The 15,287-nt window shown below is 67.8% G+C and carries 11 protein-coding genes and 8 pseudogenes; 13 read left to right on the forward strand and 6 right to left on the reverse strand.

Going from position 1 to position 15,287, the window contains the following annotated elements; genetic code table 11:
• Positions 1-180 precede the first annotated feature (180 nt).
• A pseudogene (locus ACWFR4_RS04170) lies at positions 181-249 on the forward strand (integrase core domain-containing protein); the annotation flags it as partial.
• 293 nt (positions 250-542) lie between these two features.
• Here the strand turns inward: ACWFR4_RS04170 and ACWFR4_RS04175 are convergent.
• Positions 543-1,013: pseudogene (locus ACWFR4_RS04175) on the reverse strand (transposase); the annotation flags it as partial.
• Positions 1,014-1,220: 207 nt separating this feature from the next.
• Between ACWFR4_RS04175 and ACWFR4_RS04180 the strand changes: the two are divergent.
• The gene (locus tag ACWFR4_RS04180) at positions 1,221-2,318 is read left to right on the forward strand and encodes a baeRF2 domain-containing protein (RefSeq protein WP_453650698.1); all 1,098 of its coding nucleotides are present in this window, start codon (positions 1,221-1,223) and stop codon (positions 2,316-2,318) included.
• A 630-nt stretch (positions 2,319-2,948) separates the two neighbouring features.
• On the opposite strand, the gene ACWFR4_RS04185 is transcribed toward ACWFR4_RS04180, so the two are convergent.
• Positions 2,949-3,401, reverse strand: coding sequence for a YbhB/YbcL family Raf kinase inhibitor-like protein (locus tag ACWFR4_RS04185; RefSeq protein ID WP_375994908.1), 453 nt, complete (start codon positions 3,399-3,401; stop codon positions 2,949-2,951).
• 138 nt (positions 3,402-3,539) lie between these two features.
• Between ACWFR4_RS04185 and ACWFR4_RS04190 the strand changes: the two genes are divergently transcribed.
• From ACWFR4_RS04190 to ACWFR4_RS04200, 3 genes and pseudogenes are all read left to right on the forward strand, one after another.
• Positions 3,540-4,067 (forward strand): nucleoside-triphosphatase, encoded by a 528-nt coding sequence (locus ACWFR4_RS04190; RefSeq protein ID WP_453650700.1) that lies wholly within the window; start codon positions 3,540-3,542, stop codon positions 4,065-4,067.
• A 143-nt stretch (positions 4,068-4,210) separates the two neighbouring features.
• The gene (locus tag ACWFR4_RS04195; RefSeq protein ID WP_453650702.1) at positions 4,211-4,645 is read left to right on the forward strand and encodes a hypothetical protein; all 435 of its coding nucleotides are present in this window, start codon (positions 4,211-4,213) and stop codon (positions 4,643-4,645) included.
• Between the two features lie 288 nt (positions 4,646-4,933).
• Positions 4,934-5,353: pseudogene (locus ACWFR4_RS04200) on the forward strand (MmyB family transcriptional regulator); the annotation flags it as partial.
• A gap of 176 nt (positions 5,354-5,529) precedes the next feature.
• Here ACWFR4_RS04200 and ACWFR4_RS04205 read toward each other — a convergent pair.
• Positions 5,530-6,252, reverse strand: a complete 723-nt coding sequence (locus ACWFR4_RS04205) for an alpha/beta fold hydrolase (protein ID WP_453650704.1) — start codon at positions 6,250-6,252, stop codon at positions 5,530-5,532.
• 252 nt (positions 6,253-6,504) lie between these two features.
• Here ACWFR4_RS04205 and ACWFR4_RS04210 point away from each other — a divergent pair, with 252 nt between their 5' ends.
• The 4 genes and pseudogenes from ACWFR4_RS04210 to ACWFR4_RS04225 all read left to right on the forward strand — a co-directional run.
• A complete protein-coding gene (locus ACWFR4_RS04210) occupies positions 6,505-7,251 on the forward strand; it encodes an AraC family transcriptional regulator (protein WP_453650706.1) in 747 nt (248 codons plus the stop codon).
• 901 nt (positions 7,252-8,152) lie between these two features.
• A pseudogene (locus tag ACWFR4_RS04215) lies at positions 8,153-8,294 on the forward strand (IS21-like element helper ATPase IstB); the annotation flags it as partial.
• A 58-nt stretch (positions 8,295-8,352) separates the two neighbouring features.
• Complete coding sequence (locus ACWFR4_RS04220) at positions 8,353-8,952, forward strand: nucleoside deaminase (RefSeq protein ID WP_453650708.1); 600 nt, start codon at positions 8,353-8,355, stop codon at positions 8,950-8,952.
• Between the two features lie 25 nt (positions 8,953-8,977).
• Positions 8,978-9,246, forward strand: a pseudogene (locus ACWFR4_RS04225) (IS110 family transposase); the annotation flags it as partial.
• Positions 9,247-9,433: 187 nt separating this feature from the next.
• Here the strand turns inward: ACWFR4_RS04225 and ACWFR4_RS04230 are convergent.
• Both ACWFR4_RS04230 and ACWFR4_RS04235 read right to left on the reverse strand, forming a co-directional pair.
• A pseudogene (locus ACWFR4_RS04230) lies at positions 9,434-9,655 on the reverse strand (integrase core domain-containing protein); the annotation flags it as partial.
• Between the two features lie 582 nt (positions 9,656-10,237).
• The gene (locus ACWFR4_RS04235; RefSeq protein WP_389533003.1) at positions 10,238-10,750 is read right to left on the reverse strand and encodes a PadR family transcriptional regulator; all 513 of its coding nucleotides are present in this window, start codon (positions 10,748-10,750) and stop codon (positions 10,238-10,240) included.
• 69 nt (positions 10,751-10,819) lie between these two features.
• Here ACWFR4_RS04235 and ACWFR4_RS04240 point away from each other — a divergent pair, with 69 nt between their 5' ends.
• The 4 genes and pseudogenes from ACWFR4_RS04240 to ACWFR4_RS04255 all read left to right on the forward strand — a co-directional run bounded on the left by ACWFR4_RS04240 (position 10,820) and on the right by ACWFR4_RS04255 (position 14,611).
• Positions 10,820-11,497, forward strand: coding sequence for a cysteine hydrolase family protein (locus tag ACWFR4_RS04240; RefSeq protein WP_453650711.1), 678 nt, complete (start codon positions 10,820-10,822; stop codon positions 11,495-11,497).
• A 35-nt stretch (positions 11,498-11,532) separates the two neighbouring features.
• Positions 11,533-12,291, forward strand: a complete 759-nt coding sequence (locus ACWFR4_RS04245) for an alpha/beta fold hydrolase (RefSeq protein WP_453650713.1) — start codon at positions 11,533-11,535, stop codon at positions 12,289-12,291.
• A 52-nt stretch (positions 12,292-12,343) separates the two neighbouring features.
• A complete protein-coding gene (locus ACWFR4_RS04250) occupies positions 12,344-13,585 on the forward strand; it encodes an MFS transporter (protein ID WP_453651388.1) in 1,242 nt (413 codons plus the stop codon).
• Between the two features lie 287 nt (positions 13,586-13,872).
• Positions 13,873-14,611, forward strand: a pseudogene (locus ACWFR4_RS04255) (integrase core domain-containing protein).
• Between the two features lie 31 nt (positions 14,612-14,642).
• On the opposite strand, the pseudogene ACWFR4_RS04260 reads toward ACWFR4_RS04255, so the two are convergent.
• Positions 14,643-15,235: pseudogene (locus tag ACWFR4_RS04260) on the reverse strand (RNA-guided endonuclease InsQ/TnpB family protein); the annotation flags it as partial.
• Positions 15,236-15,287: the final 52 nt, after the last annotated feature.

Raw genomic sequence — 15,287 nt, forward strand, 5'->3', positions numbered from 1 at the left:
CAAGGACAGGCCATCCTCACCGCCGACTTCTTCGAGACCAAAACCCTGGCGGGCGCCAAGGTCAAGTTCTTGATCCGGGACCGGGACGTTCGCTACCCGACCTCCTTCGACGCCGTCCTGCACGCGGAAGGTATCGAGGTCATACAGACCGGCGTCCGGATGCCGCGCATGAACGCGATCATGGAGCGATGGGTGCGAACGTGCCGGACCGAGCTCCTCGACCGCACCCTCATCTGGAACCAGGCCCATCTACTCCACACCCTGCGTGAGTACGAGCAGTTCTACAACCAGCATCGCCCCCACCGCACTGGCAAGCGCCGCGCTACTGCGTCCCCTACCCGAACCGATCAGCGAACCCAACCGGCTCACCCACCTCGAGGTCCATCGACGCGACCGCCTCGGCGGCACCCTGCACGAATACCAACATGCGGCGTGACCAGCCCGGACGTAGTTCTTGGCACCTACACGGTTGTCGCGTCGGGTGGGCGCCGGGTTCCACTCTCCGGGGGTGGTGCGGTTGTTGGGATGGTCGAAGTAGCTGGTCAGCCGGGGTTCGGCAGGGCCTGGAGGCGATCGATTGCCTGGGTGATGGTGTCGGTCCAGGGCCATCGGGCGGTGAAGCGGAGCCAGCGACGGCGGCCGGTGTTCACGAGCCGGGCGGCGGCGGAGAACAGGTGGAGCCGGAGTCGTTTGGATTCCCAGCGGCGGGTGTCACCGGTGAGCGCGAGCATCGGCATCCAGGCGAGGAGGTCGAGCGCGATGGAGACGATCTCGAGCCAGATCCGGTTCTGGGCGGTGTCGTGGAGGGGCAGGTTGCGCAGGCCGGTGTCGCGGGCGTTTCGGATCCGGTCCTCGCAGCGGGCCCGCCGTCGGTGACGCAGTTCGAGGTCGGCGAGCTGGCCGCCCTTGGTGTTGGTGGCGAAGCAGGTCAGCCTCAGTCCGTCGAGGTCGGTGAAACGCAACTGGGCCCCGGGGTGAGGCCGTTCCTTGCGGACGATCAGCCGCATCCCCTTGGACGCCTCGGCCCTGACCTGGAGAGAACGGGTCCAACGCAACGACGAGGCGGCGGGCGTACTCCTCATTCACCCGAACACCCTGGCCTACCGCCTCCGCTGCCCTGAAGCATCGATACATTGAGACTATTCGAATAATAATTCGACAACATGTTGGGCCGAAGCGCGCATCATCGAACGTAGGGAGAACGTCTACGAGGAGTGGCGATGAGGCTGTCGTTCCTGGAGCCCCTGTACGCGGAGCCCGGCCCGTTCGCCTCCGCGTACCTGGACACCTCGCGTGACGTCGAGCATCCCGAGCGGGCGATCGCGCTGCGCTGGCGGCGGCTGCGCGACAACCTGGCCCGTCAGGGCGCGGACCGGGCGCTACTCGAGGTGCTGGAGGAGGTGGTCGGCGTCGACACGGAGGTACCGGGGATCCACGGGCAGGCAGTTTTCGCCGCGGACGGAGCGCTCGTACTGGACGGGGAGCTGCCCAGGCCGCCCGCACACGACTCCGCCCGCTACGGCACGCTGCCGGATGCTATGCCCCTGGTCACCCAGCACATCCCGGAGATCCCCTACCTGGCCGTGACCGTCCACTATGGCGGGCTGCCGACCGCCAAGACCCACGGCTGGGTGAGGGTGGACGCGGAGACCGGGACCTGGCCGACATCCAATGTCACCCCGGGTGAGCGGCTGCACCGCAGGGTCGCGGTGGCGACCTGGCACCACACCGCGGTCCGGCTGGGCCACCGGCTGGACGAATGGGCGCGGCGCGCCTGCGCCGACGCCGTCGTCATCGGCGGGGACGATTGGGCGTCCAACGTCCTGATCCGCCGCCTCCCGCACACCCTGCGGGACAGGGTCGTACGCGTAGGGGGTCCCACGCCGACGGACACCCGGCGCGCCCTTCTGGAGCCACAGCTGAACATTGCCTTCCGCGGCCGCATGGCCTCGCACGACCGGGCGCTCGTGGACATCTTCATCGGTCGGCGGGCACTGCATCTGGCCGCGACGGAGGGGCTGTCCGCCACCGTCGCCGCCCTTCAGCGCGGTCAGGTCGCGGCGCTGCTCCTCAACCACCCGCCCGCGCCCTCCCTGCGGCTGTGGGCGGGCCCGCAGCCCGCCCAGCTCGCCCTGACCGAGGCGGAGCTGGTCTCCTTCGGCGTGCGGGCACCCCGCGAGGAGCGTGCCGACGAGGCCCTGCTGCGGACCCTCGTCGGCACTGGTGCCGAACTGGTCGTCGTACCGGAGAGCGAGCTGAGGCTGTACGAGGGCGTGGGCGCATTGCTGCGGTACACCGACCCGGGGACGCCGTCCTGACCCGAACGCGTACCGCGGTTCCAGCTCGCGCGGCGGGTAGAAGGTGACGGCACTGGACACGAATGGAAGCCCGAGGCAAGCGGGCAGGTAGTGAGCGTGATCGAGGCGTCGGTCGATGGAGCCGCCCCGGCGCGCGCCGCCCACAACCAGTGGACCCAGTTCGGGAGCTTCCCCCGGTTCACGCCAGGCGTGAAGGACGTCGAGCATCTCGGTCCGGCCCTGATGCGCCCGGTGACCGGGGCTCACCCACGTGTTCGACGCGCAGATCGTGGAGCACACCCGGTGAACGCTTGGTCTGGCAGAGCCTGGACGGACCGCGCCAACCCGGTCGGTCACCTTCCGTTCCACGGTCGGCGACGGCGACCACACACGGGTCACGCTGCGCATGGAGTACGCGCCGCACGGCCCCGTCGGGCGGACGGTGGACGCCCTCGGAGTCGTCCGGCGCGAGATCCACGGCGGGCTGGGGCACTTCAAGGCGTTCATCGAGCGCCGGGGGGGGAAGAGACCGGAGCCTGGCGCGGCGCGATCAGCGACGGGCACGTACGTCCTGGGCGAGACTCGGGTCCCGTGCTGGCCCTCGGGCTGACCGGCCTGCTTCGTCCGGCCGTACGGAGCCCCTGGACCCGATCAGCGCTGATACGTGCCGACCAGGGTGCCGCTGGCCAGGCCCCTGCCCTTCAGGGCCCGGTGCACCGCATCGGAGCCGGCCCGGCCGTGGAGCGGGAGCGGCTCGGACACGGCGTACAGGCGGAAGAAGTAGCGGTGTTCCCCGTGCCCGGGGGGAGGCATGGGCCCGCCCCAGCCCACTCGTCCGAAGTCGTTGGGCCACACATGGCCGCCGGGGGGTGTCTCGCCCTCGTCCACGCCGGAGCTCCCCGGGTCGATACCGGTGACGAGCCAGTGGAGGAACGCCCCTCCGGGCGCGTCGGGGTCTTCGCAGACCAGGACCAGCTCGGCCGCACCCTCCGGTGCCGCCGACCAGGTCAAGGGTGGTGAGACGTCGTCACTCTCCCCACTGTGGTGGCGTGGGATCGCCTGATGGTCGCGGAATGCCGTGCTGCTGAGCTCAATTGCGGTCATGGACGCCGCTGTACCCGGTGAACGGCATGAACATCACCGATCGGGCGTCCTATGCGCCCGATCGGCCGATCCGGGGCGGCGAAGACCTTCTTCGCTGGGAGCCTGGTGGAGGGCTGCCGACCCGGAACGGAGTACGAGATGCCGACGAGGATCCTGCTGGAGGGACGCCCCGGCGTCGGCAAGACGACCGCCATCCGCCGGCTGGCCTCGCTGCTGCACGGCCGTGACATCGTCGGCTTCACCACGGAGGAGATCCGGCAGGGCGGCTCCCGGGTCGGTTTCGCTCTGGAGACGACGGCGGGACACCGCGTCGTGCTCGCCCATGTCGATTTCCCGGGGCCGCCGAAGGTGGGACGGTACGGCGTCGATCTGGGCGTCATGGACCGGGTGGCGGTGCCGGCTCTGATGGCGGCTTCGGCGGATCCTGTTCCCGGTCGGCTTGTGCTCATCGACGAGCTCGGCCGGATGGAGTTGGCCGCCGCCTCGTTCAGGGCGGCCGTCCGATTCGTTTTCGAAGCCGGCATCGATGTGGTCGCGACCGTTCATGCGCACAGCGACCCGTTCACCGACGCCCTGAAACAGCGCGCCGGCATCGAAGTCGTCGTGACGCAGGCGAACCGGCACGCCCTCCCCGAAAATCTGGCAGCACAACTGGAGTACTGGTGACGGGTTCCGAGTCGCGTGCGTGAGGGCAGCCGCGGAGGGTTCGGGCGCGGGCGGGCTGTCGCCGTGCGTGCCGGACCCCGTACAATCCGTGCTGCCGACGCTCCCTCACGGGACGGATCCGACGGTCGGGCAGGAGGAGACCCGTGGCCACCGACGCCGGTAGCGAGCCGCTCGCCCCGCGGCTCTCCGGAACGGGCCGTCCGGTCCCCGAACTGGACTCCGTGTGCGTGGAGCAGTGGCGCACCGAGGGGGGCGAACTGGTCAGCCTGCTGACCCAGGCGCTAAAGCAGCTCGGTGGGGTCGCCGCGTTGCGCCTCGGTCCGCACCCCACCGTCCTGGTCACCGAGCCCGGGGCCGTCCAGCATGTGCTCGCCCTGCACCCGGACATGCCGCAACTTCTCCCCCGGGAGGCGGTGGAGCAGGCCAGCGAGGACGACGCGGTCGGCATCGTTGAACGCGGGCTTGCCGACCTGGCGCTGCAGGACGAGCAACTGGTGCCGCAGCGCCAGTATTTCGATGTCCTTCTCCCGGTCACTCATAGGCACCAGGCGCGAGCGCGACGGTGGTCGTCGCGGTGAGGTAGGCCAGGCGCAGCAGCATGACAGGTCATCCTGCCGTCCTGCCGCGTACAGGTGAAGACAGCGGGGCGGGCGGCGAATACGGCCCAAGATCGGCGATCAATGCCTTCACCTGGGCGGATGATTTGTCGGCACCCGCAGTGTCCACCGGCGACATCGGGGCTTGCCCCACGCTGTTGTCCTCGCTGCTCTCCTCGAAGGATACGCCGCCGAGACCGACTCGGCGGAGTGATCCACGAGTGCCGGAATGCCACCTGCCCTGGGCGGATGTAATATCCGGCAGCCGCAGAGTCCGTGACCAACGGAACCGGACTGCTCGACGCCGACACCTCGAACCTCACCCGCTACCTCTTCACCGGCCTTCGCGCCCGGACGCTCTTCGCCGACTGGGACGACGTCGCGGACGAGCAGGTCTTCGACCTGTGGCTCGCACCGTCCGTCCAGAACTCCGAGTGGTTCACCGCAGAACTAGCCCCCATCGCCAGCCCCAACTTCACGCTCCGCCTGAACCGTCACGTGGTTCCGCAACGTGGAGCTCTCCGCCTCAACCACACGTCCTGATCCGAACTGCGGCTACTCCGCGAGACACTCGAACTCTCCTCGGGCTCTCAGCAACTGGTCGTCTTCCTCCTCGCGGACGAGAGGACGGCCCAGGCCGTCGACCAACTCCGCCGCCGGTCCCCCAGCCGGCTCCGGGCAATCTCCTGACTCACCCTGCCTTCATCCGACGTCGAGTCGCGTCACCGTCGTGTCAGAGCCAACTCCGCCATCAACGACCGCGTCGACGCCGCTTACCACATCCGCTCGGTCACATGGCGCCTCGTGGCGCACCCAGCTGTTCTTCCGAGCCACAGGCCCCAGCAGGCCGCGGACGTAGTCCTGCATCATCGCTTTCCGTCCCCATGACAGACCCTGTCGATGCATCCGCGGTTCATTCGCCGAGCAGCAGTGCGGCGACCGCCTCCGGTGCCTCGTGCATGGCGTCGTGGCCGGTTGGGAGGTCGTGGACCTGCCACTCGGGATCGGCTTGGAGGCGGGTGCGGAGTTCGGCGAACGGCGAACGGCGACCGGTCTTCCCACCCCGAGCAGTAGATGAACTCCCGGCGAGGGACCTGGGCGAGCGTGTCGGTGAGCCGGATCGTTTGCAGGAACGAGGCGAGGGGATGGGGGCGGCGGCGGGGATCGCCGCCGTCCGGTGGTCGGATGGCGTAGCCGGTGGCCGCAGCGCCAGCAGCAGCGACTTCCCGGAAGTACTCGTTTGTTGACGACCACCACGACTCGCCATTGCGCGGTACGAAGGCGTCGAGATGCACCAGTCGTGAGATCCGGCCGTCAGCGCGATCGGCGGCGGCGGCGATCACCATCCCGGCGTAGCTGTGGCCGACCAGCGTCGCGCTGGTGATGTGGTTGCGGTCGAGGTGCCGCAATACGTCGTCGGCGTGCGTGTCGAGGTTGGCGGTCGCGACCGTCGCCTTGTCATCGTCTGGCCGCAGGCCGGGCAGGGTCAGGGCGTGAACGGCATGACCGGCACGCTCCAGCAGCGGAATCACCGCCTCATACGACCAGGAGCCCTTCCAACCGCCAGGTACGAGGACGAACGTCGCCATGCGCTTCTCCTTCTCTCTCAAGCCGCGGCATCGAGGCACGCTGCCTCGACGACATGTGGTTCGGTTGGGCACTCCGCCCGACTGAAGACCAGTCCACATGGAGGAAGTCTCGCCAGTTCACGGTGTGGCTTGCTACCGCTACGATGCCAACTGATGCCTGCTCGCCGCCGACCTCGCCAGACCGCCGGTGTGACCTCACATATGTGGCCGTCCGGCGGGCGCCACCTGTGGCCATCCGGCGAAACGAGCGTGGTGCAGTCGCACGCACGGGGACACCTGGTATACGCGGCCAGCGGCGTCCTGGCAGTTCACACCGAGCGCGGCACGTCGATCGTTCCCGCCAACCGGGTCGCCTGGACCCCCGCCGTGTTCACGCACTACCACCGCGCCCACGGCGAGACCGATATGCGGATCGTCTTTCTCGTGCCATCTCTCGCCCGGCTCATGCCGGACCGCCCCGCGGTGTTCCTGGCCTCCGACCTCGCCCGCGAGGTCCTGCTCGCCCTGACGGGCGCCCGCAACTACGATGACGCCGCGCCTGGTTACAGCCGCTCCGCGCGCTCTCGTCTCCTTCGAGTACTCGTCGATGAACTCCGCGAAGCACGCGAACGGCCACTGCACCTGCCGGAGCCACGGGACGACCGGTTGCAAGCCATTGCCCGGATGCTGTGCGAGACGCCGGCAGACAGCACCACGCTGGCCGAACTCGGGAAGACGATCGGAGCCAGCACCCGCACCCTCAGCCGACTGTTCCGCGACGAACTCGGCATGACCTTCTATGAGTGGCGCACGCAGCTACGCATCTACCACGCGCTCGTGCTCCTCGCTGATGGCCACGACACCACCCAAACCGCCTTCGCCTGCGGATGGGCCAACCCCAGCAGCTTCATCGCAGCGTTCACCAACATCATCGGAACGACCCCGGGCCGCTACCGAACCGGTCGCCAGACCACCGCCCACGCATCTCCACTCCCGACAGTGGTCAACTCCTCGGAGTGATTCGTACTCGCACCCGGGCCGATGTGGTCCGCGATCGAACAGGAGATGCCCCCCGTGTGGCTCGGATTCCCGCACAACTACAGCGGCGGAACAATGTCGCCCGCAGGCTGCTGTCCGTCCCCCGGTTTTGTTGCGCCGCGACAGCACCAAGGACGCCGAGTTGCTTGATCTCCGCCATGAGAATGCAGTGCTCCTGGTCAGGTGGGACTACGACGTCCGGCGCACCCTCACAGGACGGCCGCCGACCAGGGCGGCGCTCAAGAAGCTGATCCTGCAGCTCGCTCGAGAGAACACACAGAGGGGGCACAGGCGGATCCAGGGCGAGCTGACCCGCCTCGGCACCCGATCGCCGCGTCCACGGTCTGGGAGATCCTGCACGCGCCGGGGATCGAACCGGCCCCGCGCCGTACGGGCCCGACCTGGAAGGAGTTCCTTACCAACCAGGCCCAGGGCATCATCGCCGTCCCGTGAGCGGACGGTGCAGTAGGCCCGGAACCTTGCCGCTGACCTGGGCTGCGTGACCACGACGGCAAGGACAGCGGTCTTTCGATGCCATCTTCGAGGCCGAGGAGATGGATATCCTGATGAGTGCATCGCGGGCACCTCGGATGAACGCCCGCTGCAAGCCGGTGATCGGCAGCATTCGGCGCGAGGTCCTCGACCATGTCCTCATCATGAACCGGGCCATGCCCGGCAGGTCCTGGCCGCGTACGAACGGCACTACAACGAGCACCGCCCCACCGTGCCCGCAACCGATTTCCGCCAGGCGCCGAACACCACCCCATCACCCTTCACAAAGTCGAAGGCACCAGTCGCCTGCGCACCCGCGTCCTAGGCGCAACCATCAACGCGTACCGCTACGTTGCTTGACCTGCGGCGATGACTTTCCGAGCCCTCACACGCTGAACTGCTCTTCCAGGTTCCGACCGAAGAAAAGAACAGCGTCGCGATCGCGTCGAACGAGTTGGTTCAGCGGCTGAACCAAGGCGTTCACCGATCCCCGGCTCTGCGCGGCCATCGTGGACCGCCTCACCTTCGGCGGCGGTGATGCGAAAGAATCGCTGCATGCCGATACGAAAATCAGCGTACGAGTCGTGGTCGATGCTCGACGTGCCGTGGCGGGCAGCCGTGGAGATGGCCTGGGATTCCTACCGCCAAGGCGGCATCGCCGTCGGTGCCGTTCTGACTGACGGAACGGAGAACATTATCGGTCGCGGACGCAACCAGCGCTTCGGGACGATGTCACCGCGTGGCCTTCTCGCTCATGCAGAGATGGAGGCGTTAAGTGTGGTTCCAGCACAGAAGGACCGTGCACGCGGCAGCGTGCTCTACACGACCTTGCATCCGTGTCCAATGTGCCTCGGCGCCATCGTCGTGGCGCGCGTCGGCCGACTTCATTTCGGTGCGTTGGACCCGACCTGGCTAGGGATCGAGCAGTTGCCCCAGCACAACGACGAGGTGCGGCGTCGATGGCCGGAAGTCACAGGCCCGCTGACCGGACCACTCGGCGAGTGGCTCGCGGTGCTGCCGTGCCTGAATACGAACGGCGCCCTGGTCCGAGCAATGGAGTCAACGGCACCGCACCGCGCCGAACTTGCCCGTGCCGTCGCACGGCGACTCGGAAGCAGAGACAGGCTACCTGACACCGCCGACCAAGCCCTGGAGCAGGTCTGGGATCTGCTGGCTGAACGCGGAGAGTAGGACCGCAACCGGGCCGACGATGGCTGTCCCACGCGACTCCGGCAACGTCAGCGGCAACTTGCACCGGCCCGGCGCTACCACCGCGGCCTGCAACGCGTCTTCTACACCTTCGCGCTGATCAGCATCCGCAATTGCGACGCATCGCGGCGCTTCTACGAACGCAAGCGTGCCGAAGGCAAGCGACACACCCAGGCCGTCCTTGCGCTGGCCCGACGAAGGGTCAGCGTTCTGTGGGCCTTGATACGTGACGGCCGGTGCTACCACCAGGATCTCCCAGTCACAGCGGCGGCTTGACAACCTCATTAGGAGGTGGCGGTCGCCTCGGCCGGAGGAGGCGGGCAGAGGCGCGGCGCCCCACACGTGGGCGAAGGTGCCTCGGACCGCAGGCACTCGGCGTTGTCGCCGACGGCCGCCAGGAGGCGGGCTGCGGTCTCGGGCCCGACGCAGTTGACGGCCAGCAGCCTCCGCGCGGCTTGAGCCGCTAGGTGTATTGCCCTGAAGCGTTGTTTGCGCGGCTGATGGGGGGCTTGCCTGCGAGCGCGGTGTGGCATCGGTGGTGGTTGTAGGTGTGGAGGAAGTCTGTCAGGGCTGCGCTTCGTTCGCTGTTGGTGGTGTAGGGGCGGAGGTAGGCCCATTCATCGAGCAGGGTGCGGTTGAAGCGTACGACCTTGCCGTTGGTCTGTGGTCGGTAGGGGCGGGTGAACTTGCCCGTGGCGCCGGGTTCGTCCAGGGCCTGGTAGCGGCGCAGGATGAACTTGGCGGCGGCGGTGGGGGCGGCCAGGTCCGCTGCCGACCGCGGCCTGGCGCACACGCTGATGATTTCTGTCGCGGTCGGACCGCGCAGTGCGTCGGGCGGCGGTGACCAGGAGGCTGCGGATCTGGTTGATGGCCTGCGTGCGGGCCTTCACGAGTGTGCGAAGACAACCTGGACACCCTCGCGACAGCGCTCTATGCCCGGATCGACGACGAGTTGAAGGCTTCGCCGTGGCTGGTCCCCTGACGTCCCAAGGTCGGAATCGACCTGCTCCCGGTGATCCAGGCGCCGACGCTGGTTACCGGCTGCACGGACGACGCGCTGATCCCGGTCGAGAACGCCCGCGGCGTCCACGCGGAGCTCCCCGGCAGCGAGTACGCCGAGCTGGACTGCGGGCATGTCGCCCGCGTCGAGCGTCCAGGCGAACTGGTCGCTCTGATTGTCGACTTACTCGGCAGGGACCCCGCGCGTCCCGCTTGGCCGTTGTACTCCGCGGGGCGCCCTGCGCGGCGATGTGCTCGGTGTGCCGCGTCAGGCCAGTATCTCCCGCAGCCAGGACCTTTCCGCGCGGCTGGTCGCGCGGGCGATGGTGAGCATGCCTCGCCGGTAGGGGTCGTCGGTGTCCTCGGCCCTTTGCAGGCGGTCACCGTCGTGGAAGAAGCTCGCGGGCTGCTCCAGGAAGTCCAGCCGGCGGCGCAGTACCGCGTGCTGGTCAGCAGTGTCGGGCAGGTGGGAGAGGAAGGCCAGAACCGTGAAGAACCGGGTGCTGTCCGTGATTTCCAAGCCGTCGGCATCCCGCAGTCTGCGCAGTAGCTCACGGCGGCCGGCGTCGGTCAGGCTCAGGACGTGCCGCTGAGCGGCAGAGTCGCCCGGTTCGGTTCGCCGGTCGAGCAGTTCGGCCTTGACCATCCGGTTGATCGCGGGGTAGAGGCTGCCGTCGCTGACCGGCCTGGCATGGCCGGACAGGTGAGCTATCCGGTGGCGCAGTTGGTAGCCGTGCAGCGGCCCCTCGGCCAGGAATCCCAGTATCGCAAGTTCGAGCATGCCGCTACTCTCGCACATCGAATCGAGGTATATCGAATCGGTGTACATCGAAACGAGGCAGGAGATGGGATGACGTACAGCGAGGAATGGGTGACGTCGCGGGCGCGCGACGCCTACGAGAGCGGTCGGGCATCGTTCGACATACGGCCCGAACGGACAGCACTCCTGGTCATCGACATGCAGGACGAATTCGTCGAGCCCGGCTCGAGCCCTTACTGGGTGCCTACGGCGACCCGGATGGCGCCCCGGCTGCGGGAGTTGGTCGAAGACTGCCGGAGTGCCTCGATCCCGGTGATCTGGACCATCTTCGACGACACCCATCTGGGCCTGGACCGGCCGCACGCCCTGCGTTTCCTGCCTCACGCGGACAGTGACTGGCGCCGGCCGGGCCCTGCCGCGGTGTGGGGCCCGATGGGCCACCGTCCCGACGAGATCCTGATCCGCAAGCCCTCCTACGGGGCGTTCTACGACACACCTCTCGACACGTTGCTGCGCAACCTCGGCCGGGACACGGTCATCGTCACGGGAACCCTCACCAACTACTGCTGTGGGACCACGGCCCGGCAGGCATACGAGCGCGGCTACAAGGTCGTCTTCGGATCCGACGTCACGGCCACCGACGACGAGTCCCGGCAGGAACCGGAACTCGCCGTTCTGCGCAAGGGTTTCGCGCTCGTGCTGACCGCCGAGGAGATCGCCGGCCGACTGACTGCGGGCGCTTCGCTATATATCGCCAGCGATGTATAGCGCTGGCGATATATCGAATGGATCGAGGAGGGAGTATGCGCAGCGCACAGGTGACATCCGCTGGGGCACAATTCCGTTGGGTGGAGATACCGGGAGGACTCCAGCGACCTCGGGTCTACCCGCACGGGTTCGGCGCCTCCTCCAGTCCGTACTTCGCGGCCGTCGCCGTCCACCCCGCCGTCGCCGCTCGCTCTCTCCTGATCGACATGCTCGGCTTCGGCATCAGCGACCGCCCGACGAACTTCGGCTACACCCTGGAAGACCACGCCGACACTCTCGCAACGGCCCTTGAGGCGGCGGGCGTCCAGGGAGCTGAAGTCGTTGGGCACAGCATGGGCGGTGCCGGTTGCCGTCCTGCTGGCCCATCGCCACCCCTACCTGGTCTCCGGCCTGGTCCTCGTCGACCCCACCGTCCTCGCACGCGGCATGACGGGCTCACGTGGCATCGCCGCCTACACCGAAGAAGAGTTCCCCGACAGAGGATGGGAGGAGGTCCGCGAAGCCGTCGGAGCGCACTGGTGGTCCACGATGCGGCTTGCCGGCTTGAGGCGCTCCATCGCAGCGCGGTACACCTCGTCCGTGGCACCGAGCCCACCATCCGTGAGCTGCTGCTGAACGTGACGATTCCCCGGACCTGCATGCGATCCGAAGACGACGAGCCGTTCGCCGCAGAAACGCAGCTCGTCGACGCAGGGGTCGCTCTCGTGCCCATCCCGAACTGCGGACACAACATCATGCTGGACAACGCGGATGCGTTCGCCCGGGAAACCGCTCGTGCTCTGCAGGGCACCTAACCCACCGGAGTCGAAAGTGGGGCTCTTGCGACACTACGTTGCGGTGTGGCGGATGCCGGGGGCGCCGTTGCTGCTGGCGGCCGGTGTGGTCGCCCGTCTGGGCACAGGAGTGACGCCCTTGGCCCTGCTGCTGTCGGTCGCACAGGCCACCGGCCGTTACGCATCAGCAGGCGTCGCCGCCGGCAGCTATGCGCTGTCGGGCGCGGTTGTCAGCCCGATCGCCGGACGGCTTGCGGATCGGCTGGGCGCGACACGGGTGCTGCGCGTGTCCGCGGTCGCCCATCCGCTCGGCCTGGTCGCGTTCCTGTTCGCCGTCCGCGGCGGGGCGCTGCCGCTGATCTGCGCGGCTGCTGTGTCCGCAGGCGGGACCTATCCACCGCTGACCTCGGCGATCCGCAGCGCGTGGATTGGTCTTACCGAGGACGGTACTGCCAGGCATCACCTGCGCGGCGCGGCGCTGGCCGTGGAGACCTCGCTGTTCGAGCTGGTGTTCGTGGCAGGCCCGCTGCTGATGGCCGTCGCGGTACTGCTTGCCTCCCCGGCTGCGGCGATCGCGGGATCGGCGGTCGCGACGCTGGTCGGCACGCTGCTGCTGGCCCGCAGCCCGGTCGTATGCGACTGTCGTCCGGCCTCGCCGGACGACAGGACTCGGGGGCTGGGTCCACTTGTGGTGCCCGGTTTCGCAGTGGTGCTGGTCTGCGTGGGCAGTCTCGGGATGGCTTTCGGTGCGATCAGCGTGACCGTGCCGGCGTTCGCGTCCCGGCACGCGGGGACTGGCGCCGATCAGCTGGCCGGTGTCCTGCTCGCGGTATGGGGTCTGGGTTCTGCACTGGGCGGCTTCGGCTATGGCATTGCACGGCCGCACGCCCCGCTGCCGCGGCAGTTCACATGGTTGCTCGGCGCCGTCTGCTTGAGTACGGCGGTACTGGCGGTCATGCCAGGCCCACTGGCGCTGGGCATTGCGCTCGCGGTCGGCGGCATCACCGTAGCCCCAACGCTGACCGTCTACACCACCATCGTCGGGCGTATCGTGCCGGCCGGTATGCGAAACGAGGCCGGTACCTGGTTGGTGACCGTTCCGATGGCGGCCAACTCGGCCGGCGGTGCGATGGCCGGGCTGATCGTCGATCAGTCCGGCGGCATATTGCGGTCGTTCACGTTTGCGGCAACCGTCATCGCAGTCGCCACTCTCGTCGCAACCCGGCCAACCGGCTCGATCGCTCGCGCCGACGCGGCTGTGACGAGCAGCGCCCGAGACAGGGTTGCTGTTCCCCTGCGACGGACATGCAAGTAGAGGCTCTCGCCGCGCCAGACGCGTTCCCAGCAGCCGATGCTGCCGAAGGTTTGACAGTCCGGGAGCGTGTCTATCTGGGGCATTGCGCCACAGCCGGCTTCACTTCACCAAGTTCGAGTTGGATGTTGTGACGCTTGAGGATCTTTCTTCGGTCTCGAGGCCTCCAGGTGATCTTGCCCTTGCCGAATACCTCATCCATGTAGGAGGGAGCGGGTAGCGGCGCCGGCTGAGACCGCTCAAGTCGCCGCTGTCGCTTGGCGGCGGTGGGCGCGGCATGATGATCAGTCGTGCTTCTGAGACTGACGTACCTGGGTGTGACGAACGCGTTCGCGATGCTGCGACTGCTGCCGATGAGCGATCGCGAGAAAGATGTCAAGATCCTGGCCTTGCGCCACCAGATCGGCGTTCTGGAACGTCAGCTGAATGGGCAGCAGCTTCGGTTCCACGCGAGCGACCGGGCGTTCCTGGCATCGCTCCTTCATGGCCTGCCACGAGAGGTGCTGCGCCGCTCGCTTGTACGTGTTCACCTCGATCGAGCACGCAGACCGCCAGATCCGGGTCCTGGGCGCAACCGCGCATCCGACCGCGTCCTGGGTAGTCCAGGCCGCGAAGAATCTCGTCATGGACCTCGAAGACGCCGGCTGCCGAGCCCGCTACCTGATCCGGGACCGGGACGGAAAGTTCCCGCAGCCATTCGACGACGTGCTCAACGACGCGGGTATTGAAGTGGTGCTTAGCGGCATCCGGATACCGCGCATGAACTCGATCACGGAGCGGTGGGTTCAAACCTGCAGGCGAGAGATGCTGGACCGCACGTTGATCTGGAACCAGCGCCATCTCCTTCACGCCCTGCGCGAGTTCGAGAAGTTCTACAACAAGCACGAACCCCACCAGGGCAATGCGAATGCCTGCCCCCTCCACTCCCTGCCCGCCCCGATCAAGGATCCGGACCGGATCGCCCATCTAGACATACGACGGCGAGATCGACTTGGCGGCACCCTCCACGAGTACCACCATGCGGCCTGACCAGCGCGGATGAGGTTTTCGGCAAGGGCAGGGTCAGACCGAGATCGATGCCGATGGTGCGGTCAGTTTCGGGCATCCGGGCAGCGTCGGCGTCGGTGTCGATGACGAAGGAAGCGAAGTACCTGCCGGCCGCGTCCTTGATGACGGTGACCGACGTGGGAGTGGTGGACAGGGTGCGGGACCACTTCACCTTCACCGCCCCGATCTTCGGCAGGTTCAGACGGCCGCTGTCGGTGATGCTCCAGCGGGCGTTCGCGGTGAACCGGATCGACTGCCGGGCATCCTTGCGGGACTTGACGCGGTGCGGGCCGATCCTGGCACCCTCACGGGTGCCCTTGAGCGAGGCGACGAAGTTGCGGTACGCCTTCTCGGCGTCCCGCAGGGACTGCTGGAGCACCACCGCGGACACCTCACCCAGCCAGGACCGCGAAGCGGTCTGCTTGGCCTCGGTGATCAGCTTCCGCGACAGTTCACCGACAGTCGGGAACGGCTGGGCAGCCTTACGCGCGTCCTCGCGGGCGCGGACCGCGTCGTTGACACGACACGGGCGCACCCGAACGCCCTGGCCAACGCGGACTGCTGGACGGCGTTCGGATACAACCTGAAGGCGTACCGAAGCTGCATGATCCGGACGCTAACACCGCACACTGACAGTCCCGGGGCGGATCAGCCGTAT

It is taken from the genome of Streptomyces sp. NPDC055140 (assembly GCF_053607285.1).

Excerpts from the sequence above, each read along its gene's own strand:
- ACWFR4_RS04180 (WP_453650698.1), top strand. The coding sequence starts at position 1,221 with ATGAGGCTGTCGTTCCTGGAGCCCCTGTACGCGGAGCCCGGCCCGTTC.
- ACWFR4_RS04185 (WP_375994908.1), bottom strand. The coding sequence starts at position 3,401 with ATGACCGCAATTGAGCTCAGCAGCACGGCATTCCGCGACCATCAGGCG.
- ACWFR4_RS04190 (WP_453650700.1), top strand. The coding sequence starts at position 3,540 with ATGCCGACGAGGATCCTGCTGGAGGGACGCCCCGGCGTCGGCAAGACG.
- ACWFR4_RS04205 (WP_453650704.1), bottom strand. The coding sequence starts at position 6,252 with ATGGCGACGTTCGTCCTCGTACCTGGCGGTTGGAAGGGCTCCTGGTCG.
- ACWFR4_RS04220 (WP_453650708.1), top strand. The coding sequence starts at position 8,353 with ATGCTCGACGTGCCGTGGCGGGCAGCCGTGGAGATGGCCTGGGATTCC.
- ACWFR4_RS04235 (WP_389533003.1), bottom strand. The coding sequence starts at position 10,750 with ATGCTCGAACTTGCGATACTGGGATTCCTGGCCGAGGGGCCGCTGCAC.
- ACWFR4_RS04240 (WP_453650711.1), top strand. The coding sequence starts at position 10,820 with ATGACGTACAGCGAGGAATGGGTGACGTCGCGGGCGCGCGACGCCTAC.
- ACWFR4_RS04245 (WP_453650713.1), top strand. The coding sequence starts at position 11,533 with ATGCGCAGCGCACAGGTGACATCCGCTGGGGCACAATTCCGTTGGGTG.
- ACWFR4_RS04250 (WP_453651388.1), top strand. The coding sequence starts at position 12,344 with ATGCCGGGGGCGCCGTTGCTGCTGGCGGCCGGTGTGGTCGCCCGTCTG.